We start from the raw sequence: 20,838 nt of genomic DNA, 5'->3' as shown, positions 1-20,838 counted from the left end.
GCGTGGCGCCCGCAGAGCTCGAGGTCCTCGCCGCACACGCTGCAGCGCTGCCCTCGCTGCGCGTTCGCGGCGTGATGGCGGTCGCGCCGCTCGATGAGGCGCCCGCGCCCGCGTTCGCGCGCCTGAACGCCCTCGCCGGCGTCGTGCGCGCCGTCGTGCCCGACGCCGACTGGATCTCGGCCGGCATGACTGCGGACTTCGCCGAAGCGATCGCGGCCGGCGCGACACACCTTCGGATCGGTTCGGCAATCACGGGCCCCAGACCAGAACCCGGTTAACCTCGGAACAGATGAGCACTACGGAGGATCAGATGTCGAACCCGCTCAAGAAGACCATGGTGTACCTCGGACTCGCCGACGAGGAAGAGGTCTACGAAGAGCCGGCGCCCCAGCCGCGTGCTCGCAAATCGGAGCAGGTCGTCGATAAGCCGGCCGCTCCCGTGACCCCGATCCACCGGCCCGCCGTCGTGCGTCAGCCGGCGCCGGCGACGATCAACGAGATCCTCACGGTGCACCCCAAGCAGTACCGCGACGCCCAGGTCATCGCCGAGAACTTCCGTGACGGCATCCCCGTCATCATCAACCTCTCGCAGATGAGCGACGCCGACGCCCGACGCCTGATCGATTTCGCCAGCGGCCTGTCGCTGGGCCTGTACGGACGCATCGAGCGCGTCACGAGCAAGGTCTTCCTGCTCTCGCCCGAGAACGTCGCCGTATCGGGCGACGGTGCCGTCGCGCAGGCCGATCCGGAGTCGGTCCCCTTCACGCAGCCGTAGTCTGGCTACGTGGCCGTCGTCCAACTCATCGCAGCGATCCTCAACCTCGCGCTGCTGCTCTATGTCTTCGTGTTGCTCTCGCGGCTGATCCTCGACTGGATCCCGTTCTTCAACCGCGAATGGCGCCCGCGCGGCGCCGGGCTCGTCGTTGCGGAGCTCATCTACACCGTCACCGACCCGCCCATCAAGCTGTTCCGCCGCTTCATCCCGCCGCTGCGCGTGGGCGCCATCGCGATCGACTTCGGGTTCGCGCTGACGATGCTGGGCTGCTTCATCCTGCTCAGCATCACGCGCACGCTCGCGGGCTGAAGCGCGACGCGCCGCGACCCGGGCGTCGCCTTCGACACTCTCAGAACCGATGACTATGCTTTGCTGATACGAACGGCCGCCACCCGGCGGTCGCCCCGACATCGGCCAGCGACCAGACGCTCGAAAGAGGAATCACCATGGCATTGTCCCCCGATGACGTCGTCACCAAACAGTTCCAGCACGTCCGCTTCAAGGAGGGCTTCGACCCCGACGAGGTGGACGATTTCCTCGACGAGATCGTCGTGGAGTGGCGCAAGGCTCTCACCGAGAACGAGGAGCTGAAGGCCAAGCTGGCGGCGTACGAGTCGGGTGCCGCTCCCGCACGTGCCGCCGAGCCCGCCCCCGCTCCGGCACCCGAGGCCGCCCCGGTCGCCGGCGCCGCCCCCGCCGCGAGCGCAGGCATCATCGAGCTGGCTCAGCGCCTGCACGACGAGCACGTCGCCGAGGGCATCGCGCAGCGCGACCAGCTCATCTCCGACGCCAAGTCGCAGGCCGCCTCCATCGTCTCCGAGGCTGAGACCCGCGGCCGCGAGGAGCTCGCCAAGCTCGACCGCGAGCGCACCACGCTCGAGGGCCGCATCACCGAGCTGCGCAACTTCGAGCGCGACTACCGCGCTCAGCTGCGCAGCTACATCGAGGGCAAGCTGCGCGACCTCGAGACCACGGCGACGACGTCCGGCGCACAGCCGGTCTCGGCGCTGGGCCTCTAGGCCTTGACGCGTCGACCTCCCCTTCGTCAGGCGGCGGCCGGCATCATCATCGCGAGTCTCGCGGTGCTGGTGCTGGCCGCCGACCAGTTCGCGAAGTATCTCGCTCTCGAGAACCTGCCGTACCAGGAGCCGGTCGAGGTCCTCGGCGACTTCCTGAGCTTCTATCTGACACGCAATCCCGGTGCCGCTTTCTCGCTCGGCGAGGAGGTCACGTGGATCTTCACGATCGCGCTGGCCGCCGTGGCCGGCGTGATCGCCTGGCTCGCCGCGACACGGGTCCGCTCACGGCTGTGGGCCGTCGCGCTCGGACTCCTTCTCGGTGGGGTGCTGGGCAACCTGACCGACCGGCTCTTCCGTGACCCCGGGTTCGCGGTCGGGCATGTCGTGGATTTCATCAATACGCCGTGGATGTGGTTCTTCCCCGGCATGTCGCCGGCGATCTACAACATCGCCGACATCTTCATCGTGTGCGACATGATCGCGATCGCACTACTGGTACTCGTGGGGGTGCACATGGACGGATCGCGCGACCGCGGCCGCAATGACGAAGAGGAAACGCTGCTGGGTGCCGACGGCGACCAGTTCGCGCCGGGCGGCGCGGTGGCAGGATTCGGGAGCGAGTTCCCGGTGGCGGATGCCGATGCCGGCATCCCCGCCGACGAGCGCGGGCTCCCGCCGCTGAGCGAGAGCGAGCAGCTCGAGGTCGAGGCGGAGGCCGAGCGCGAGGCGGAGGAGTACGACGCCGAGCCGGAGCACCGCCGCCCCGGGCGCGACGCCGAGATCTGACGTGGAGTCGCGGAGCCTTCCCGTTCCCGACGGGCTCGACGGCACGCGGGTCGATGCGGCGCTGGCGAAGATGCTCGGCTTCTCGCGTACCTTCGCGGCCGACGTGGCCGACGCCGGCGGCGTGTCGATGGACGGGCGGACGCTCGCGAAGTCCGACAAGCTGCGCGGCGGCGCGTGGCTCGACGTGTCGTGGGCACCCAAGGAGGAGCCGCGCGTGATTCCCGTCGAGGTGCCCGACCTCGGCATCGTCTACGACGACGACGACATCGTGGTGGTCGACAAGCCCACCGGTGTCGCCGCCCACCCGTCGCTCGGATGGGAGGGGCCGACGGTGCTCGGGGCCCTCGCAGGCGGCGGCTACCGCATCGCGACGACCGGCGCGGCGGAGCGCCAGGGCGTGGTGCACCGCCTCGACGTCGGCACGAGCGGCCTGATGGTGGTCGCCAAGACCGAGAGTGCCTATGTCGCGCTCAAGCGCGCGTTCAAGGAGCGCGAGGTCGAGAAGATCTACCATGCCGTCGTTCAGGGCCACCCCGACCCGCTCGCCGGCACCATCGACGCGCCTATCGGGCGGCATCCCTCGCACTCATGGAAGTTCGCCGTCACACCCGAGGGCAAGGACTCCGTCACGCACTACGAGACACTGGAGGCCTTCCCCGGCGCCTCCCTGCTCGAGATCCATCTCGAGACCGGCCGCACGCATCAGATCCGCGTGCACATGGCCGCGCACCGGCATCCGTGCGTCGGCGACCCCCTGTACGGCGCCGACCCGACGCTGTCCGCGCGGCTCGGCCTCACTCGCCAGTGGCTGCACGCGCACGAGCTCTCCTTCGCCCACCCGAGCACGGGGGACTGGGTCACCTTCACGTCGGCGTACCCGGCAGACCTCGCACACGCGCTCGAGGTGCTGCGCGGCGACTGAGCCCGCCGTGGCGCGGTCATTGCAGGCCCTTCTGGGCTCGGCTCGGTCAGCGACCGCCCTCGAAACGGGCGACGCCCTCGTCGCGCAGGGCGGCCTTGATGCGTCCGCGCATGTCGTCCGAGAGCTGCAGCGCGGGCAGCGCATCGAGGTCGTACCAGCCGACCTCGCTCATCTCCCCGTCAGCCGGATAGGGCTCGCCCGATACCCAGATGCACCGGAACGTCAGGTCGAGGTAGTCGCTCTGGTCGCCGTTCTCGTAGGTGACCCGCGGGATCTGGTGCACCCATGCCAGGCGCTCGGCGCGGCACACCACACCCGCCTCCTCGAGCGTCTCGCGCACTGCGGCGTCAGCCGGCTCCTCACCCGGATCGACGATGCCGGTGACCGGTGTGAGGGCGCCGTTGTCGCTCCGGCGGCCGAGCAGCACGCGGTCGCCGCGCAGCACGACGGCGGTCACGCCGACGAGCGGCAGCGGCCGGGTGCCGACGAATCGGCGCAGGTCGAGGACGAAGTCGGGTGTCGGCATGACATCACCCTAGAGCGCCCCGCGCCACGGCAGATCGAGCGCTGGACGATGTCGGATGCCGCGGGCACAGTGGTCGCATGACGATCGAGGTACGGCCGGCGACGGTGTTCGAAGACGTCGCCACTCTGGTGGGGCCGAAGAATCCGGCATCCAACGTGTGCTTCTGCCTGAGCTATCGCATCCCCGCGAAGGAGGCGACCGCCCTGCGCGGACCGGAGCGCGCCGAACGCGTGCGCCGGCTCATGGACGAGGAGGGGCCGATCGGGGTGCTGGCATACGAGGGCGACGAGCCCGTGGGCTGGGCGGCGGTCGCGCCTCGCACGAGGACGCATTTCGCCACCTTCCGCAAGATCCCCCACGTCGATGACCTCGATGTCTGGTCGCTGTGGTGTTTCCGCGTCCGGCCCGGTCATCGCAAGAAGGGTGTGATGCACGCACTGGTCGACGGTGCGGTGGACTTCGCGCGGAAGAGCGGTGCCCCTGCCATCGAGGGGTACCCGGTCGACAACGGCGACGCCAGGGTGGATCTCACGATGGCCTACGTGGGCACGCAGCGCCTGTTCGAGCAGGCGGGCTTCGTCAAGGCGGCCGACACGACGTCCGTGCTCTCGGGATTTCCCCGTGTGCTCATGCGGCTCGAGCTCTAGCGTGGACGCGTGAACGACCTCCTGCGACGCCGCCTCGAACGTGCGAACATCCTCTACCTCGACTTCCTCGACACCATTCCGCCCGAGCACCTCGGGTCGCGCCTGGCAGATCTTCCCTCCGACACGATCGGTCACCAGCTCTGGTGCGTCCTCGGCGCCCGCGAGAGCTTTCCGCGTGCCGCGCGTGCGGGGGAGTGGCAGGGGTTCACGAGCCCCGTCACGGCCGACGGCGGGACGGATGCCGCCACCGTGCGCTCCGCGTTCGTGCGAACCTCGACAGACGTCGACGAGTGGATCGGCGGCATCGACGCCGGCGACGAGGACTCCCTGCGCTACGTGCTGGCGCTGCTCGAGCACGAGACGATGCACCAGGGCCAGCTGATCCGCTACCTCTACGGCCTCGGCATCGACAGGCCACATTCCTGGCAGCAGCAGTACGCGCTCGACGAGGACTTCTGAGGTTCCGTGAACCGTTCTCTCGGCATCCGGCAATACCCCATGTGAGCCCAACAACAGGAGTGAACACCGACCGCGAGATCATCCGCCTTTCCCTCGACGCCCCCTCTGCGTTCGCCGAGCTGTTCGAGCGGCACGCACGGGTGATCGGCGCGTTCGCGGCGCGGCGCGTCGGATCGGACGCCGCTCAGGACGTCCTGAGCGAGACGATGCTGGTCGCTTTCCGGCGGCGGGCGGACTTCGACGACACGTGGGAGTCGGCGAAGCCCTGGCTTCTCGGCATCGCCTCGCGGGTGATGAAGAAGCATCGCGCCGACGAAGCGCGGCAGTGGCGTTCGTTCGAGGCGTCGGTCTTCCGGGGCGACCACGTGAGCGACGGCGCGATCGAGCAGGCCGCGGCGCGAGCGGATGCATCCGCCGCCGTCCGCGCGCTGGCGCCGCGCATCGCCGCGCTCGGCGTGCGCGACCGGGAGACGCTCCTGCTGTACGCGTGGGGCGACCTCACATACGAGGAGGTCGCCGTCGCGCTCGGAGTGCCCGTCGGCACTGTGCGGTCGCGTCTCAATCGCGTGCGCCGCAGGCTCGCGCCACCGGGTTCGAAATCGTCCGCCCGGCTGACCTGGATCGCGAAGGAGGAGACCGATGGAGCTTATGGAACGAGTGCGTGAGATCGGGGCGGACGCCCTGTCGGTGGGGCCCGCGGGCATCGATGAGGCGCGTCATGCCCTCCTGCTCGAGATTGCTCGGGAGGAGCGAGCGGGTGCCGTCCCCACTCGCGGCCGGAGAGCACGGTGGATCGGCGGCTCGGCGCTGGCCGGCGGGCTCGCCGCGTCGGCGCTGGTGATCGGGTTCGTCGCCGTGCCCGCCACCGCGCCGGCAGCGTCGGCCGCGGAGGTGCTGGAGAAGGCGGCGGAGGCGAGCATCAGGGCAGCCGAGGAGGTCGTGCCCGCAGGGAGTTACACGCGCATCGACACCGCATTCACATGGGCGACGACATACGACGAGCAGATGCCGGCGGGTGCGAAGTTCAACAACGCCTCCCGTGCGGACGCGGAGGCCGTTCTGCTGATCGAGGACGAGTCGAGCGTCTATGTGCCCGCCGACCGCGAGGGCGAGTGGGTGCGGGAGCGGACGGCGTACCACGTGGCCGAGTCGGTCGGACCGCGGTCCGCGGAGGCTTCCCAGACCTGGGGGCGGGAGATGAATCCGGGGGCGGGGTTGTCCGGCGTCACGCGCTACCCCGCCGGCATCGTCGAGGGCGGTCGGGACGGCGATGTGGTGATCTACCACTTGGACGGCCGGGAGACCTACGCGGACATGCCGGCGGACCCCCGCGGAGTGGTGGCCTGGTTCGAGCAGCGGTACGGCGCGGAAGGCGAGTCGGACGGTATGGCCCACTTCTTCCTGGAGACGCTCGGCGACCTCATGTCGTTCAACCTCGCGCCGGCGGATGCGCGCGCCGGAATGCTGAGGGCGTTCGCATCGCTGCCGGGCGTCGAGGTGGTGTCGAGTGACGGGGACCTCACCACCCTGGCTTACGAGCGGGGCTTCGAGGCGGGTCCGGCCCGAGTCGAGTTCGTCCTCGACACCGCCCGCGGCTACATCGTGCAGTCGACCAACTGGGGGATGGGGGAGTACGACGAGCCGGTCACATTCGACGGCGTTCCCGACTGGCAGAGCCGGACCGTGTCGACTGTCTCGACCGTGGACGCGGCGCCTTGACGACGAAGAGTGCCAGGCTGTGGCGGCGTCGAGCGGAGGCATCCGCTCGACGCCGTCGTGAGCGCCCGGGTGAGTTCAACGGTCATCCTTCATCCTTCACTCTCCACGTGAGGGTGAGCAGGCGCGGTGAGCCACACCTTCACCTTCGACTCGAGAGTGAATCGACCTCACCGCGGGAGTCCGCGACTCACGCGAACGCCCGCGGCCGGTGTCGGCGGCCGAACCTAGACTCGATCCGTGGCATCCGACTCCTTCGTTCATCTGCACGTGCACAGCGAGTACTCGATGCTGGACGGTGCCGCCAAGATCGGCGCCATGACGCAAGCCGCGGCCGAGTACGGCATGCCGGCGATCGCGGTCACCGACCACGGCAACACCTTCGCGGCGTTCGAGTTCTACAACGCGGCCAAGGCCGCGGGCGTCAATCCGATCATCGGGCTCGAGGCGTACGTCACTCCCGGCACGCATCGCAGCGACAAGTCCCGCGTGGCGTGGGGCTCGCCCGAGCAGAAGAGCGATGACGTCTCGGGCTCCGGCGCCTACACCCATATGACGATGTGGAGCCAGACCACCGAGGGGATGCACAACCTCTTCCGGCTGAGCTCCCTGTCGAGCATGGAGGGCTACTACTTCAAGCCCAGGATGGACCGCGAGCTGCTCGAGACCTATGGCAAGGGGCTCATCGCGACGACGGGATGTCCCTCCGGCGAGGTGCAGACGCGCCTCCGCCTGGGGCAGTACGACGCCGCGCGGGCGGCGGCCGCGGAGTTCCAGGACATCTTCGGCAAGGAGAACTACTTCGCCGAGATCATGGACCACGGTCTCTCGATCGAGCGCCGCGTCATGACCGACCTGATCCGTCTGTCCAAAGACCTCGACATCCCGCTCGTGGCCACCAACGACTCCCACTACACACACCAGCACGAGGCCGACGCGCACGCGGCGCTCCTCTGCGTGCAGTCCGGTTCCACGCTCGACGACCCGAACCGGTTCAAGTTCGACGGCGACGGGTACTACATCAAGACCGCGCAGGAGATGCGTCAGATCTTCCGCGACCACCCGGAGGCCTGCGACAACACCCTGCTCATCGCCGAGCGGTGCGAGGTCGAGTTCAACACGAGCGCGAACTACATGCCGCGCTTCCCGGTCCCCGCCGGCGAGACCGAAGACAGCTGGCTGGTCAAAGAGGTCGAGGCGGGCCTCCACTATCGCTATCCCGAGGGCATCCCCGACAGGGTGCGCAAGCAGGCCGAGTACGAGACCGGCATCATCCTCCAGATGGGGTTCCCCGGCTACTTCCTCGTCGTCGCCGACTTCATCAACTGGGCGAAGAACAACGGCATCCGCGTCGGCCCCGGCCGCGGCTCGGGCGCCGGCTCCATGGTGGCCTACGCGATGCGGATCACCGACCTCGATCCGCTCGAGCACGGCCTCATCTTCGAGCGATTCCTCAACCCCGACCGCGTCTCGATGCCCGACTTCGACGTCGACTTCGACGACCGCCGCCGCGGCGAGGTCATCGACTACGTCACGGAGAAGTACGGTTCCGAGCGCGTTGCGCAGATTGTCACCTACGGCACGATCAAGTCGAAGCAGGCGCTGAAAGACGCAGGGCGCGTCCTCGGCTTCCCGTTCAGCATGGGCGAGCGGCTCACCAAGGCGATGCCGCCGGCCGTCATGGGCAAGGACATGCCCCTGAGCGGAATGTTCGACTCGCAGCATCCCCGGTTCAAGGAGGCCAGCGAGTTCCGCGCCCTCATCGACACCGACCCCGACGCGAAGACGGTCTTCGATCGCGCGCTGGGGCTGGAGGGGCTGAAGCGTCAGTGGGGAGTGCACGCCGCCGGCGTCATCATGTCGAGCGAGCCGCTGCTCGACATCATCCCGATCATGCGTCGCGAGCAGGACGGCCAGATCGTCACGCAGTTCGACTATCCGTCGTGCGAGACGCTCGGTCTCATCAAGATGGACTTCCTGGGGCTGCGCAACCTCACGATCATCTCGGACGCCCTCGACAACATCCGCATGAACCGGGGCGAGGAGCTCGACCTCGAGCACCTCGCGCTCGACGACCGCCCCGCCTACGATCTGCTCACGCGGGGCGACACCCTGGGCGTGTTCCAGCTCGACGGCGGCCCGATGCGGTCGCTCCTGCGCCTGATGAAGCCCGACAACTTCGAAGACGTCTCGGCCGTCATCGCGCTGTACCGCCCGGGGCCGATGGGCGCCAACTCGCACATCAACTACGCGCTGCGCAAGAACGGTCAGCAAGACGTCACGCCGATCCACCCTGAGCTGGAAGAGCCGCTCCGAGACATCCTCGACATCAGCTACGGCCTGATCATCTATCAGGAGCAGGTGATGGCGATCGCGCAGAAGGTCGCCGGGTTCTCGCTCGGACAGGCCGACATCCTCCGGCGCGCGATGGGCAAGAAGAAGAAGTCCGAGCTCGACAAGCAATACGAGGGCTTCTCGGGCGGCATGAAGGAGCGCGGGTTCGGCGAGGACGCCATCAAGGCGCTGTGGGACATCCTTCTGCCGTTCTCCGACTACGCGTTCAACAAGGCGCACTCGGCCGCCTACGGCCTCGTCTCGTACTGGACCGCATATCTGAAGGCCCACTATCCGGCCGAGTACATGGCCGCGCTCCTCACCAGCGTCGGCGACTCGAAGGACAAGATGGCGGTCTACCTCAACGAGTGCCGCCGCATGGGTATCAAGGTGCTCCCGCCCGACGTGGGTGAGTCGATCCGGTACTTCGCGGCCGTCGGTGAGGACATCCGCTTCGGGCTGGGTGCCGTCCGCAACGTGGGCGCCAACGTCGTCGACGGGATCGTGGCGTCGCGCAAGGACGGGAAGTTCACGTCGTTCCACGACTTCCTGGTCAAGGTTCCGATGCACGTGGCGAACAAGCGGACCATCGAGTCCCTGATCAAGGCCGGCGCGTTCGATTCGATGGGTGACACCCGTCGAGCGCTCCTGGAGGTCCACGAGGACGCCACCGAGGCAGCGGTCGATCGCAAGCGCAACGAGGCTCAGGGAGCCATCGGGTTCGACTTCGACAGTCTCTACGACGCCGTCGAGGAGGTCGTGCCGCCGAAGGTCCCGGCACGGCCGGAGTGGACCAAGAAGGACAAGCTCGCCTTCGAACGCGAGATGCTCGGCCTCTATGTGTCGGATCACCCGCTCGCGGGCCTCGAGATCCCGCTCGCGAAGCACGCGTCGACCAGCATCCACGACCTGCTCGCCTCGGAGGACATCGGCGACGGCGACCAGGTGACGATCGCCGGCCTGGTGACGAGCGTGCAGCACCGCGTGGCCAAGCAGAGCGGCAATCCGTACGGCATGATCACGGTCGAGGACTTCGACGGCGAGATCACCGTCATGTTCATGGGCAAGACCTATACCGAGTTCCAGCACATGCTGCAGGCCGACTCGATCCTGGTCGTGCGAGGACGCGTGTCTCGACGCGACGACGGGATGAACCTGCACGCGCAATCGGCGTTCACGCCCGATCTGGGCACGACGGACGACTCCAGCTCGCTGGTGCTTGTGATGCCGGAGCGCCGCGCGAGCGAGGCTCTCATCGGCGAGCTGCTGCAGACGCTGAACCGCCACGCGGGCGACACCGAGGTGTCGTTGAAGCTCCACAGCGGCACGGTGGCGAAGGTGTTCGAAGTGCCTCACACGGTGCGGATCACCCCTGATCTCTACGGCGAACTGAAGGGTCTGCTCGGGCCGCAGTGCCTGGGTTGACGCGTGACACGCGGACGGCAACGGATGCGGCAGGCGCCGCGCGTGGTCTCATCGGCGTCTCATACGCCGTGGGTAATATCGGGTCGACGCGGGCTTCACGCCCGCCGGAAGGGACGATCGTGACGCACGAGACGCAGGACGGGAACATCGACGAGGCGGTCGCGGCCGAAGAGCCGCCGCAGTACGGAGTAGGGCCCTTCTCGATCCGGGAGGTCGCCCTCGCGGGCACGTGGCTCGTCGCTTTCGTGGTGTCGTTCTTCCCGATCTACGGCGATCTGGGTGAGGGTCCGTCGGTCTGGAGCAGCGGCATCGACTGGGTGCTGACTGTCGGAGTGCCGACGGTGGCGGTGTTCCTCATCGTGCTGCGCCGGCTCTCGCCGCAGGGCATCCGCCGCGTCGGATCGCTCGGCATCGACCAGTTCGCGTCGGTTGCGTTCTCGGTGGCCACCGTGCTGTGGCTGACGATCATCTGGAACTCCTTCATCCGGCTCGCGAGCGGGCGCGTCTTCATCGCGACCTGGGTCGTGTGGGTCGAGTTCTTCCTCATGCTCGCCGGCGTGCTGCTCACCGTCCTTTCGCCGTTCATCGCGCCGTTCGCGCAGGACTTCCGCGGGCGCCCCGAGATTCCGGCGCACCGCAACGCGCGTCCTGTGCTGCCGGTGGCGCCCCGCCCCGCCTACGTCCGTCCGGAGCCCGCGGCCGACGCCGACTACACCCCGTATGCCGACGACGCCGCGCCCGGCGCGAACGCCGCTCCGGAGGCACCTGCAGCGCCCTACGCGGCGGCCGGCGACGCGGAGGCGCGCGGGTACGACCTCGACGAGACCCCCCGCGCGACGACGGACGACGCCGCGACCACGGTGATCCCGCTCGACGAGCCGGACGCCGGCGCGGCGGACGAGTCGATCGCCGCGGAGGCTGCGGCGACCGAACCCGCCGGGACCGAGCCCGCGCACGCCCGTGAGTCGTTCGAACCCGTCGACAATCCGTCGTCGACGGTCGAGCCCGCCGCAGCCACCGCGCCGCAGCACCAGGCGTTCTGGGCGCTCGTCCCCGAGGAGCGCGACATCGTCGACGAGATCGGCATCCCGGTGTTCCGCATCGGTCCGACCGCGTGGGCGCTCGTGATCGAGGACCGCGGCGACGTCTTCGTGGTGCGCCACGAGGACGGTCGCATCGGCTACCTGCACGACGTCTCCGGCGTCACGCGCGGCTGATCTCGATATGCGGCGCCGGGCTTCCCGCCCGGCGCCGCTGCTCGATCCGGACGAAATCGATACGGGAAGCGGGGCCTCCGCCCCGGCCGCGCTACCCGATCCGGCGGAGCCGGTCTTATCGGCGCGGTACCGTAGACGGATGCTCCGGACGATCGACCTGCGCGGGCGCACGCTCTCGCCCGCCGAACTGCTCGCGACCGTTCCCCGTGCTGCTGCGGCACGGGAAGAGGCTCTCGCGACGGCCGCCCGCATCGTGGACGACGTCGCCGCCCGCGGCGAAGTCGCGTTGCGCGAGCAGGCGGAGAAGTTCGATGGAGCGTCTGGTCACGACATCCGTGTGCCGGCCGCCCACCTCGACGAGGCCCTCGCGGCACTCGATCCCGGGGTGCGGTCTGCGCTCGAAGAGGCGATCGCGCGCGTGCGCGAGGCCTCTGCCGCTCAGGTGCCCGCGCCGACCGTGACCGAGCTCGGACCCGGCGCCCGGGTCACCCAGCGCTGGCAGCCGGTGCGCCGCGTCGGCCTCTACGTCCCCGGCGGCAAGGCCGTCTACCCCTCGAGCGTCGTGATGAACGTGGTACCCGCGCAGGTCGCCGGCGTGCGCGAGATCGCGCTCGCCTCACCGCCCCAGCGGGAGTTCGGCGGCCGTGTGCACCCCGTGATCCTCGGAGCCGCCCGGCTCCTGGGCGTCACCGAGGTGTACGCGATGGGGGGCGCCGGGGCGATCGGCGCGCTCGCGCACGGCGTCACCTCGCTCGGCCTCGAGCCGGTGGACGTCGTCACCGGTCCGGGCAACAACTTCGTGGCGGCTGCCAAGCGGGCGGTCGCGGGCCTGGTCGGGACGGATGCCGAAGCCGGCGCCACCGAGATCCTCGTGGTCGCCGACGACAGTGCCGATGCGCGCCTGGTCGCGGTCGACCTCATCAGCCAGGCCGAGCACGACGAGCAGGCCTCGGCCGTGCTCGTGACGACCTCCGAGCAGCTGGCCGACGACGTGCAGGAGGCGATCGCCCCGCGCGCCGCAGCGACCCGGCACGCCGAGCGCGTCGCGGCAGCCCTCGCCGGCCCGCAGTCGGCGATCGTCCTCGTGGACGACCTCGCGGCCGCGACGGCGTTCAGCAACGCCTACGCGCCCGAGCACCTGGAGCTGCACCTCGCCGACCCGCGCCCGGAGGAGTTCGTGCACGCGGGCGCGGTCTTCGTCGGCGCCGACTCGCCGGTGAGCCTCGGCGACTACCTGGCAGGCAGCAACCACGTGCTCCCGACCGGCGGGCAGGCGCGGTACTCGGCGGGTCTCTCCGCCGCGACATTCCTGCGCCCGCAGCAGGTCATCGAGTACGACCGTGACGCCCTCGCGGTCGTCCGCGACGCCATCGTGACGCTTGCCGAAGCCGAGGCGCTTCCTGCGCACGGCGAGGCGATCACGGCCCGGTTCGAGGACTGAGACCGGATTCCCGGCGTAGGCTGTCTCTGCCATGCACTGCCCGTTCTGCCGCCACGCCGATTCGCGCGTCATCGACTCGCGCACCAGCGACGACGGTCTCAGCATCCGTCGCCGTCGTCAGTGTCCCCAATGCGGCGGCCGCTTCACGACGATCGAGACCGCCAGCCTCAACGTGATCAAGCGCTCCGGCGTGATCGAGCCGTTCAGTCGCGAGAAGGTCATGTCGGGCGTGCGCAAGGCCTGTCAGGGGCGACCCGTGACGGATGCCGATCTCGCCGTGCTCGCGCAAACCGTGGAGGAGAGCATCCGCCAGACCGGCGCCTCGCAGCTCGACGCCAACGAGATCGGGCTGGCGATCCTCGGCCCGCTGCGCGACCTGGACGAGGTGGCGTACCTGCGATTCGCGAGCGTCTACCAGGCCTTCGACTCGCTCGAGGACTTCGAGGCCGCCATCGAGCAGCTGCGCGTCGACCACGGACGCTCGCCTGCACACGAGGACAGCGCGGCGGCCGCGGGGGAGTGACCGGATAGCCTAGGAGGGATGTATCCCCTCCTCTTTCGCACCGTGCTGTCGCGCATGGATCCCGAGTCCGCCCACCACAGCGCGATGGTCGTGATCCGCCTGCTGGGGGTGCCCCCGTTCTCGTGGGTCGCACGCGCGATCACCCGCCCGGCGCCGCAGCTCGCCACCACGGCTCTCGGGCTCGCCTTCGACTCGCCGTTCGGCGTCGCCGCGGGGTTCGACAAGGACGTCACAGGCGCCGCCGGCCTGCACGCCCTCGGATTCGGTCACGTCGAGGTCGGCACGGTGACGGCGATCCCGCAGGACGGCAACCCGCGGCCGCGGCTCTTCCGCCTCATCCCGGATCGCGCCGTCGTGAACCGCATGGGATTCAACAACCACGGCGCGGAAGCGGCCGCGGCGCGCCTGCGAAAGCGCTCGCGCCGCACGGTGCTCGGTGTCAACATCGGCAAGAGCCGGGTGGTGGACGTCGCCGATGCGACGGCCGACTACGTGCGCAGTGCGACCCTGCTGGCGCCGCTGGCCGACTACCTCGTCGTCAACGTGTCCTCGCCGAACACGCCCGGTCTGCGCGGCCTGCAGGCGGTCGAGACGCTGCGCCCGCTGCTGGACGCCGTGCGCGCAGCGGCAGGTGCGACGCCGCTGCTGGTGAAGATCGCTCCCGACCTGTCCGATGACGAGGTCGTCGCGATCGCGCAGCTCGCCGTCGATGCGGGGCTGGCGGGCATCATCGCGACCAACACGACGATCTCTCGCGAGGGCCTCGTCACCGACCCGGCCACGATCGCCGCGGCCGGCGACGGTGGTCTGTCGGGGGCGCCGCTGAAGCAACGCGCGCTCGAGGTGCTGCGGCTGCTGCGGGAGACCGTGCCCGCCGAATTCTCGGTGATCTCGGTCGGCGGGGTCGAGACCGCCGCCGACGTGCAGGAGCGGTTGGATGCCGGCGCCACGCTGGTGCAGGGCTACACGGCCTTCCTCTACCGCGGGCCGCTGTGGGCCCGGCAGATCAACCGCGGGTTGGCGAAGCGCCGCTGAGGCCGGCCGGCCCAGCCGGAGGCTTCGCGATCACGCCGGCTTCTGGCCGCGCTTGACCTGCGGCTTCGGCAGACGGAGGAAGCGCATCTGCACGGTCCGCATGGCGGCGTACCAGCCGAGGCCCTTCTCCGCCTTGCCCTCGCCGAACTTCTTCTTGACCGCGCGCTTGACGGTGATCGACGTGATCACCATGTCGCCGACGACGAAGAAGATGAAGATCCAGAGGCCCACGAACGCGTAGTACTGCAGCGCCGGAATGGGGAGGAACGTCGCCAGGATGACGAGGACCATCGCGGGCATGACCGCCTCGCCGAGGTGCCAGCCGGCGTCGACCCAGTCACGCACGAACTTGCGCTGCGGGCCCTGATCCCGCGCGGGGAGGTAGCGCTGGTCGCCGTTGGCCATGCCGATGCGGGCTTTCTCGCGCTGCGTGGCGAGGTCGGCCTTCGCGCGCGCCCTCGCCTCCTTCGTGTCGGCGACCAGGGGGCGCTTGCGCGCGGCCTCCTGCTCGGCACGGGAAGGAGTGGGGCGTCCCTTGGGCGAGGGACCGCCGAGGGGGACGCCGTTCAGCGCGGTGCCCTCCGACGGTGCGTCGTTGGACGAAGGTGCTGCAGGTGTCTTGGCCACGGATGATCCTCGATGTACGGAGTAGGGGTGCACTTAAGATTACCCGCATGACCTCTGACCTCTCCCGACAGGATGCTGTGCGCGATGCCGCGGCATCCGGCATCCCTTCCGCCCTCGCCGATCTGGGGACGCTGGTGCGCATCCCGTCCGTCGCATTCCCGGGTTTCGACGCCGCACAGGTGCAGCGCAGCGCCGAGGCGGTCGCCGGGCTGGTGCGGGACACCGGACTGTTCGAGACCGTGGAGATCCGCACGGCCGTCATCCCGGCCACGGGGGAGCAGGGCAGCCCTGCCGTCGTCGCCACGCGCGCCGCCCGCAACGGTCGCCCGACGATCCTGCTGTACGCGCACCACGACGTGCAGCCCGTCGGCGACGAGTCGCTGTGGGAGTCGGCGCCCTTCGAGCCGACGGTGCGCGGCGGCCGGCTGTACGGCCGGGGCGCCGCCGACGACAAAGCCGGCATCATGGCGCACCTCGCCGCGCTCCGCGCGCTCAAGGAGGCGCTCGGCGACGACTTCGACCTCGGTGTCGCGCTGTTCTTCGAGGGGGAGGAGGAGGCGGGATCGCGCTCATTCGCGCAGTTCCTCTCCGACAACGCGGATGCTCTCCGCGCCGACGTGATCGTCGTCGCGGACTCGGGCAACTGGGACGCCAAGACGCCCGCCCTGACCGTGTCGCTGCGCGGCAACACCCGCTTCACGCTGCGGGTGCGCACGCTCGCGCACGCGTCGCACTCCGGCATGTTCGGGGGAGCGGTGCCGGACGCCATGATGGCAACGGTCAAGCTGCTCTCGACGCTGTGGGACGACGACGGAGCAGTCGCCGTGGCGGGCCTCACGGAGCGGGATGCCGACACCCCGCCGTACAGCGAGGAGACGCTGCGCGACGAGGCCGGCCTTCCGGAGGGCGTCTCGCCGATCGGCCGCGGCACGATCCTCAGCCGCATCTGGAACAAGCCGTCCATCACGGTGACCGGCATCGACGCCCCCACCGTGGTCAACGCGTCGAACACGCTGAGCCCGGAGATCTCCGTGGTCATCAGCGCGCGCATCGCCCCCGGGCAGGCCGCACGCGACGCGTACGCCGCCATCGAGGCGCACCTGCGCGCGCACGCGCCGTTCGGGGCGCAGCTCGAGTTCACCGACCAGGACTTCGGCGACGCATTCCTCGTGGACACCTCGGGCTGGGCCGTCGAGGCCGCACGGGAGGCCCTGCACGAGGGCTACGGCGTCGAGTCGGTCGACATCGGCGTCGGCGGGTCGATCCCGTTCATCGCCGACCTCGTGCGGGAGTTCCCGGGCGCCCAGATCCTCGTGACGGGTGTCGAGGACCCCCACGCCAAGGCGCACAGCCCCAACGAGTCACTGCACCTGGAGACCTTCCGCAACGCCGTCCTGGCCGAGGCGCTGCTGCTCGAGAAGCTCGACGCGCGCACCTCGCAGGCTTAGGCCGTCTCCGAGATCGGCGTGGACACGCCGATCTCGGAGCCTCCTCCCGGCCGGCACGCGTAGAATCGACGCATCCCGCCGCCCGCAGTGGATGATCGATCGGGGCGGCCCTTCCGGAGGAGTGCCATGACCGACACCGCACTGACGACCGAGCTGACCGCCCGTGAGCATGGCGTGCTGCTGACCGACGCCGCCGCCGGCAAGGTCAAGAACCTGCTCGAGCAGGAGGGTCGCGACGACCTGCGCCTGCGCGTCGCCGTGCAGCCCGGTGGCTGCAGCGGCCTGATCTACCAGCTCTACTTCGACGAGCGCTACCTCGACGGCGACAAGACCGTCGACTTCGACGGCGTCGAAGTCATCATCGACGACATGAGCGTCCCGTACCTCGACGGCGCCACGATCGACTTCAAGGACACCATCTCGGAGCAGGGGTTCACCATCGACAACCCCAACGCGGCGGGCTCCTGCGCCTGCGGCGACAGCTTCCACTGATCGGTCTCGGATCCGACACTTTTCCGGCGGGTCCGGTGCGCTTCGAATGGCGCCCGGGCCCGCCTTTTTTGATCCTTGGGACAGGATTCAACCTGGGCGGATGGCCTGAATCCCCTGGACGCTTGCCCTAGACTGACAGGAGTCCTGTTCGTGATCGGAAAGGTGCACCGTGCCTTCGAAACGCCGTATCCGCTGGGCCGTTCTCCCGCTCGGGATCGCAACGGCAGCAGTCCTCGCCGGATGCACCCCGACCGAGCTGCACGGCTTCCTCCCCGGGTTCACCGAAGACGGCCAGCCGGCCACGAACCGCACCGACATGGTCGCGGGCCTCTGGGTCAACTCCTGGATCGTCCTGCTCGCCGTGGGCGTCGTCACGTGGGGTCTCATGGGCTGGGCCGCGATCGCCTACCGGCGTCGCAAGGGCCAGATGGGGCTGCCCGTCCAGCTGCGCTACAACATGCCGATCGAGATCTTCTACACGATCGTGCCGCTCATCCTCGTCATCGGCTTCTTCGCCTTCACGGCGCGAGACCAGACGGTTCTCGAGACGCAGTACGACGACCCCGACGTGTCGATCACGGCGATCGGCAAGCAGTGGTCGTGGGACTTCCAGTACGACGGCGAGACCGACGACGACACCGTGTGGACCATGGGCGTCCAGGCCCAGACCGACGAGCGTGGTGACGTCATCAGCGAGCTTCCGACCCTGGTGCTGCCGGTCGGCGAGACGGTCAAGATCAAGCTGCAGTCGCGCGATGTCATCCACTCCTTCTGGATCATCGACTTCCTGTACAAGAAGGACATGTACATCGGCAAGGACAACTACTGGTCCTTCACGCCGACCCGCGAGGGCACGTACAACGGCAAGTGCGCCGAGCTGTGCGGCGAGTACCACTCGATGATGCTGTTCAACGTGGATGTCGTGAGCCCGGAGGAGTACGAGGACTACCTCGACTCGCTGCGCGAAGCCGGCCAGACCGGCGACATCAACGACGCCTATGACCGCCTGCAGAACGCGCCCGGGACGGGCGCCACGGGCGAGGCGTCAGACGAAGAGGGAGACCACTGATCATGGCGACGACGCTTCCGCTCCAGGAGACGACGCAGGGTCGCCCGACCACCCTGCCGCCGCGTCAGGCCGCACTGCTCAGCGCTTCGCGCGTCGAGCAGAAGGGCAACATCATCGTCAAGTGGATCACCTCCACCGACCACAAGACGATCGGCTACCTGTACCTCATCTCGTCCGTCGTCTTCTTCCTCCTCGGCGGAGTGATGGCGCTGATCATCCGTGCGGAGCTCTTCGAGCCCGGCATGCAGATCATCCCGACGAAAGAGCAGTACAACCAGCTCTTCACGATGCACGGCACGATCATGCTCCTCATGTTCGCGACGCCGCTGTTCGCGGGCTTCGCCAACGCGATCCTGCCGCTGCAGATCGGTGCGCCGGATGTCGCGTTCCCGCGTCTGAACGCCTTCGCGTTCTGGCTGTTCCTGTTCGGATCGACGATCGCCGTCGCCGGCTTCCTCACCCCGCAGGGCGCGGCCTCGTTCGGATGGTTCGCCTATCAGCCGCTCGCCAACGCCAGCTTCTCGCCGGGCGCGGGAGGAAACCTCTGGATGCTCGGCCTCGGCATGAGCGGTTTCGGCACGATCCTCGGTGCGGTGAACTTCATCACGACGATCATCACGATGCGTGCGCCGGGCATGACCATGTGGCGCATGCCGATCTTCTCGTGGAACACGCTGATCACCAGCATCCTGGTCCTGATGGCATTCCCGGTCCTGGCCGCCGCCATCCTCGCCGCCGCAGCCGACCGCGTGCTCGGCGCTCACATCTACGACCCGGCCAACGGCGGCGTGCTGCTGTGGCAGCACCTGTTCTGGTTCTTCGGTCACCCCGAGGTGTACATCATCGCGCTGCCGTTCTTCGGCATCGTGTCGGAGATCTTCCCGGTCTTCAGCCGCAAGCCGATCTTCGGCTACAAGACGCTCGTCTACGCGACGATCGCGATCGCGGCCCTCTCGGTCGCCGTGTGGGCCCACCACATGTACGTGACCGGCGCGGTGCTGCTGCCGTTCTTCGCCCTCATGACGATGCTCATCGCGGTCCCCACCGGCGTGAAGATCTTCAACTGGATCGGAACCCTCTGGCGAGGCTCCGTGACGTTCGAGACCCCGATGGTCTTCGCGCTCGGCTTCCTCGTGTCGTTCGTCTTCGGTGGCCTCACGGGTGTCATCCTGGCGTCGCCGCCTCTGGACTTCGCCCTGTCCGACTCGTACTTCGTCGTGGCGCACTTCCACTACGTGGTCTTCGGCACGGTCGTGTTCGCGATGTTCGCCGGCTTCTACTTCTGGTGGCCGAAGTGGACCGGGCGCATGCTCAACGAGCGCCTCGGCTATGTGCACTTCTGGATGCTGTTCATCGGCTTCCACATGACGTTCCTCATCCAGCACTGGCTGGGCGTCGACGGCATGGTGCGCCGCTACGCCGACTACTCGGAGGCAGACGGCTGGACCTGGCAGAACCAGGTGTCGACGATCGGCGCCGTCATCCTCGGCGCCTCGATGATCCCGTTCCTGTTCAACGTGTGGATCACGTCGCGCAAGGCGCCGCGGGTCACCGTCAACGACCCGTGGGGCTACGGAGCATCCCTCGAGTGGGCGACCTCGTGCCCGCCGCCGCGTCACAACTTCACGTCGATCCCGCGCATCCGCAGCGAGCGTCCTGCCTTCGACCTGAACCACCCCGAGGCGGGCATCCCGGTCGGCGTCGGTCCCGCGAAGGACGCGCCCGACGCCCCGGTTGCCGACCTCGCCGAGGGAGAGGTGAAGTAAGGTGCGCACCAACACCGGACTCTGGTGGCTGCTGTCCGCGTTCTTCCTGTTCGTGGGAGCTGTCTACACCGGGTGGAACATCATCGCCCACCCCGACGTGCCGTGGTACCACGGTGTCGAATGGGTCGGCAGCGTCGCGCTGCTCTTCACGGCTCTCATGGGCGCCCTGATCGCGTTCTACATCGGTCGGGTGCACAACGCCCAGGGCGGCGAGCTGCCCGAGGATGTCCTGACCGCCGACATCGACGACGGTGACCCGGAACTCGGTGAGTTCAGCCCGTGGTCGTGGTGGCCCATCGTGCTCGCCTTCTCGGCGGCGCTCGGCATGATCGGCCTGGCGGTGGGCGCCTGGCTCATGCCCATCGGTATCGGCGTCTTCGTCGTGGCGATCGTAGGCTGGGTCTACGAGTACTACCGCGGATACTTCGCTCGCTGATCGGCGAGCCGACGCTCCGCGTGATCTTCCGCACGACGTGCCCGGAGGCCCGTTCATGACGGGCCTCCGGGCACGTCTGCATGCTGCCGCCTGCTCCGACATCGGCCCGCACCGCGCGACCAACCAGGATGCCGCGTTCACGGCGTCGTGGGGTGCGGCGGTCGCAGACGGCGTC

22 protein-coding genes are annotated in these 20,838 nt (G+C 68.9%); 20 read left to right on the top strand and 2 right to left on the bottom strand.

Features of this window, described 5'->3' with window-relative positions; genetic code table 11:
* The 6 genes from VIP82_RS13630 to VIP82_RS13605 form a co-directional block, all read left to right on the top strand.
* A partial coding sequence (locus tag VIP82_RS13630; RefSeq protein WP_331909475.1) for an alanine racemase occupies positions 1 to 278 on the top strand: 278 nt, incomplete at its 5' end.
* A 32-nt stretch (positions 279 to 310) separates the two neighbouring features.
* Entirely contained in the window at positions 311 to 775 is a 465-nt protein-coding gene (locus VIP82_RS13625) for a cell division protein SepF (protein ID WP_308867697.1), read from the top strand.
* 9 nt (positions 776 to 784) lie between these two features.
* Positions 785 to 1,084: a YggT family protein gene (locus VIP82_RS13620; protein ID WP_308867539.1), complete on the top strand. Its 300-nt coding sequence runs from the start codon at positions 785 to 787 to the stop codon at positions 1,082 to 1,084.
* A gap of 137 nt (positions 1,085 to 1,221) precedes the next feature.
* Positions 1,222 to 1,794 carry a DivIVA domain-containing protein gene (locus tag VIP82_RS13615; RefSeq protein ID WP_331909473.1) on the top strand — a complete coding sequence of 191 codons (573 nt, stop codon included), beginning with the start codon at positions 1,222 to 1,224 and terminating at the stop codon, positions 1,792 to 1,794.
* Between the two features lie 3 nt (positions 1,795 to 1,797).
* Positions 1,798 to 2,580, top strand: coding sequence for a signal peptidase II (gene lspA / locus VIP82_RS13610; RefSeq protein WP_331909471.1), 783 nt, complete (start codon positions 1,798 to 1,800; stop codon positions 2,578 to 2,580).
* A gap of 1 nt (position 2,581) precedes the next feature.
* Positions 2,582 to 3,502 (top strand): RluA family pseudouridine synthase, encoded by a 921-nt coding sequence (locus VIP82_RS13605; protein ID WP_331909469.1) that lies wholly within the window; start codon positions 2,582 to 2,584, stop codon positions 3,500 to 3,502.
* A 46-nt stretch (positions 3,503 to 3,548) separates the two neighbouring features.
* Here the strand turns inward: VIP82_RS13605 and VIP82_RS13600 are convergent, their stop codons facing one another.
* Positions 3,549 to 4,028 carry an NUDIX hydrolase gene (locus VIP82_RS13600; RefSeq protein WP_331909467.1) on the bottom strand — a complete coding sequence of 160 codons (480 nt, stop codon included), beginning with the start codon at positions 4,026 to 4,028 and terminating at the stop codon, positions 3,549 to 3,551.
* 77 nt (positions 4,029 to 4,105) lie between these two features.
* Here VIP82_RS13600 and VIP82_RS13595 point away from each other — a divergent pair, with 77 nt between their 5' ends.
* The 9 genes from VIP82_RS13595 (at position 4,106) to VIP82_RS13555 (ending at position 14,825) form a co-directional block, all read left to right on the top strand.
* The gene (locus VIP82_RS13595; protein ID WP_331909465.1) at positions 4,106 to 4,675 is read left to right on the top strand and encodes a GNAT family N-acetyltransferase; all 570 of its coding nucleotides are present in this window, start codon (positions 4,106 to 4,108) and stop codon (positions 4,673 to 4,675) included.
* A gap of 9 nt (positions 4,676 to 4,684) precedes the next feature.
* Positions 4,685 to 5,134: a DinB family protein gene (locus VIP82_RS13590; RefSeq protein WP_331909463.1), complete on the top strand. Its 450-nt coding sequence runs from the start codon at positions 4,685 to 4,687 to the stop codon at positions 5,132 to 5,134.
* A 59-nt stretch (positions 5,135 to 5,193) separates the two neighbouring features.
* Positions 5,194 to 5,799, top strand: coding sequence for an RNA polymerase sigma factor (locus VIP82_RS13585; protein WP_331909461.1), 606 nt, complete (start codon positions 5,194 to 5,196; stop codon positions 5,797 to 5,799).
* Positions 5,774 to 6,853 carry a hypothetical protein gene (locus VIP82_RS13580; protein ID WP_331909459.1) on the top strand — a complete coding sequence of 360 codons (1,080 nt, stop codon included), beginning with the start codon at positions 5,774 to 5,776 and terminating at the stop codon, positions 6,851 to 6,853. Before VIP82_RS13585 ends, VIP82_RS13580 begins: the two co-directional genes overlap by 26 nt.
* Before the next feature lie 285 nt (positions 6,854 to 7,138).
* A complete protein-coding gene (gene dnaE / locus VIP82_RS13575) occupies positions 7,139 to 10,609 on the top strand; it encodes a DNA polymerase III subunit alpha (RefSeq protein WP_414684674.1) in 3,471 nt (1,156 codons plus the stop codon).
* A 119-nt stretch (positions 10,610 to 10,728) separates the two neighbouring features.
* The gene (locus VIP82_RS13570; RefSeq protein ID WP_331909455.1) at positions 10,729 to 11,826 is read left to right on the top strand and encodes a hypothetical protein; all 1,098 of its coding nucleotides are present in this window, start codon (positions 10,729 to 10,731) and stop codon (positions 11,824 to 11,826) included.
* A 139-nt stretch (positions 11,827 to 11,965) separates the two neighbouring features.
* Complete coding sequence (hisD, locus tag VIP82_RS13565) at positions 11,966 to 13,267, top strand: histidinol dehydrogenase (RefSeq protein ID WP_331909453.1); 1,302 nt, start codon at positions 11,966 to 11,968, stop codon at positions 13,265 to 13,267.
* 31 nt (positions 13,268 to 13,298) lie between these two features.
* Positions 13,299 to 13,790, top strand: coding sequence for a transcriptional regulator NrdR (gene nrdR, locus VIP82_RS13560; RefSeq protein ID WP_331909451.1), 492 nt, complete (start codon positions 13,299 to 13,301; stop codon positions 13,788 to 13,790).
* Between the two features lie 18 nt (positions 13,791 to 13,808).
* Positions 13,809 to 14,825 (top strand): quinone-dependent dihydroorotate dehydrogenase, encoded by a 1,017-nt coding sequence (locus tag VIP82_RS13555; RefSeq protein ID WP_331909449.1) that lies wholly within the window; start codon positions 13,809 to 13,811, stop codon positions 14,823 to 14,825.
* A gap of 30 nt (positions 14,826 to 14,855) precedes the next feature.
* Here VIP82_RS13555 and VIP82_RS13550 read toward each other — a convergent pair whose 3' ends face one another.
* Positions 14,856 to 15,452 (bottom strand): DUF3043 domain-containing protein, encoded by a 597-nt coding sequence (locus VIP82_RS13550; RefSeq protein WP_331909447.1) that lies wholly within the window; start codon positions 15,450 to 15,452, stop codon positions 14,856 to 14,858.
* Between the two features lie 47 nt (positions 15,453 to 15,499).
* Here VIP82_RS13550 and VIP82_RS13545 point away from each other — a divergent pair, with 47 nt between their 5' ends.
* The 5 genes from VIP82_RS13545 (at position 15,500) to ctaF (ending at position 20,663) form a co-directional block, all read left to right on the top strand.
* A complete protein-coding gene (locus VIP82_RS13545) occupies positions 15,500 to 16,900 on the top strand; it encodes a dipeptidase (RefSeq protein WP_331909445.1) in 1,401 nt (466 codons plus the stop codon).
* Between the two features lie 126 nt (positions 16,901 to 17,026).
* The gene (gene erpA / locus VIP82_RS13540; protein ID WP_331909443.1) at positions 17,027 to 17,392 is read left to right on the top strand and encodes an iron-sulfur cluster insertion protein ErpA; all 366 of its coding nucleotides are present in this window, start codon (positions 17,027 to 17,029) and stop codon (positions 17,390 to 17,392) included.
* 169 nt (positions 17,393 to 17,561) lie between these two features.
* Positions 17,562 to 18,461, top strand: coding sequence for an aa3-type cytochrome oxidase subunit II (gene ctaC, locus VIP82_RS13535; RefSeq protein ID WP_331909441.1), 900 nt, complete (start codon positions 17,562 to 17,564; stop codon positions 18,459 to 18,461).
* A gap of 2 nt (positions 18,462 to 18,463) precedes the next feature.
* Positions 18,464 to 20,227, top strand: coding sequence for an aa3-type cytochrome oxidase subunit I (ctaD, locus tag VIP82_RS13530; RefSeq protein ID WP_331909439.1), 1,764 nt, complete (start codon positions 18,464 to 18,466; stop codon positions 20,225 to 20,227).
* A 1-nt stretch (position 20,228) separates the two neighbouring features.
* Positions 20,229 to 20,663 carry a cytochrome c oxidase subunit 4 gene (gene ctaF / locus VIP82_RS13525; protein ID WP_331909437.1) on the top strand — a complete coding sequence of 145 codons (435 nt, stop codon included), beginning with the start codon at positions 20,229 to 20,231 and terminating at the stop codon, positions 20,661 to 20,663.
* Positions 20,664 to 20,838: the final 175 nt, after the last annotated feature.

This window comes from Microbacterium sp. (genome assembly GCF_036566905.1).
Taxonomy (GTDB): Bacteria; Actinomycetota; Actinomycetes; order Actinomycetales; family Microbacteriaceae; genus Microbacterium.
Note: the sequence above shows the minus strand (reverse complement) of the source record. Positions and strands in the feature narration are given on the sequence as shown.